The sequence below is a fragment of the Arsenicicoccus sp. UBA6765 genome (genome assembly GCF_002453335.1).
GTDB classification, from domain to species: domain Bacteria; phylum Actinomycetota; class Actinomycetes; order Actinomycetales; family Dermatophilaceae; genus Arsenicicoccus; species Arsenicicoccus bolidensis.
This window is the reverse complement of record NZ_DKGR01000001.1, coordinates 1778-2870: the sequence shown is the minus strand read 5'-3', so window position 1 is coordinate 2870 and position 1093 is coordinate 1778. Positions and strand designations below refer to the sequence as shown.

Sequence of the window (1093 nt, the reverse complement as noted above, 5' to 3'; positions counted from 1 at the left end):
CGGCCTGCGCCTCGCGGCGGAAGCGTCCCTGGAAGGTCCGGTCGCCGAGCCGGCCGGCGTGGAGCATCTTGATGGCGACCCGGCGGCCGAGGCGGACGTCGTGCGCCTCGTGGACGGTGGCCATGCCGCCGCGGCCGATCTCCTCGCCGAGCTCGTAGCGGCCGCCGATCAGCCTGCTCACTTGCGGATCACCGCCTCCATGACCTGCTTGGCGATGGGGGCGGCGACCTTGTTGCCACCCGTCTCGCGTCCGGCGGACCCACCATCCTCGACGACGACGGCGACCGCCACCTGGGGCTGGTCGGCGGCGGCGTTCAGCGGCGCGATGGAGGTGAACCACGCGTGCGGGGCCTTGTCGTTGCCCTGCTGGGCCGTGCCGGTCTTGCCGCCGACCTCGACGCCCGAGATGCGGGCGTTGGAGCCGGTGCCGTCCTCGACGACGCCGCGCATCATCTGGGCGATCTGGTCGGCGACCTCGGAGGACACGGCCTTGGACAGCTGCTCGGGCTTGGTCTCGTCGAGGACGCTGAGGTTGTCGCCGCGCACGGAGGCGATGAGGTGGGGCTTCATGACGACGCCCTTGTTGGCGATGGCGGCGCTGACCATGGCGACCTGCAGCGGCGTGACCCGCACGTCGTACTGCCCGATCGCGGCCTGGGCGGACTGGGCCTTGTCCATGCCGGCCGGCACCTTGCTCGGCGTGACCCGCTGGGGGACGCGCAGCTCGTCGCCGAAGCCGAACTTCGACGCCTGCTCGACCAGCGCGTCACCGCCCAGCTTGATCCCGATGCCGCCGAACGCCGAGTTGCACGACGTCTCGAGCGCCTGCTGGAGCGTGATCTGGTCGGAGCCGGTGCACAGGCCGTTCTGCCAGTTGGTGAGCGGCACGGACGACAGCGGGAGCTTGAGCTGCGCGGGCGCCGGGATGCGGGCCTTGCCGTCATACTGCCCGGAGGTCAGGGCCGCGGCCGTGGTCACGAGCTTGAAGACCGAGCCGGGGGGATAGAGGTCGCCGCCGATGGCGCGGTTGACGAGAGGCTTGGAGCGGTCGGCGTTGAGGGACTTCCAGGCGTCGGTGACGGCGGAGAAGCGG

General features: G+C 71.5%; 1 protein-coding gene and 1 pseudogene. Both read right to left on the bottom strand.

Going from position 1 to position 1093, the window contains the following annotated elements; genetic code table 11:
• A pseudogene (locus B4K29_RS00025) lies at positions 1-181 on the bottom strand (serine/threonine protein kinase); the annotation flags it as partial.
• Positions 178-1093, bottom strand: a 916-nt coding sequence (locus B4K29_RS00020; protein ID WP_286966124.1) for a penicillin-binding transpeptidase domain-containing protein, incomplete at its 5' end; no start/stop codon positions are given. The pseudogene B4K29_RS00025 and the gene B4K29_RS00020, both read right to left, overlap by 4 nt.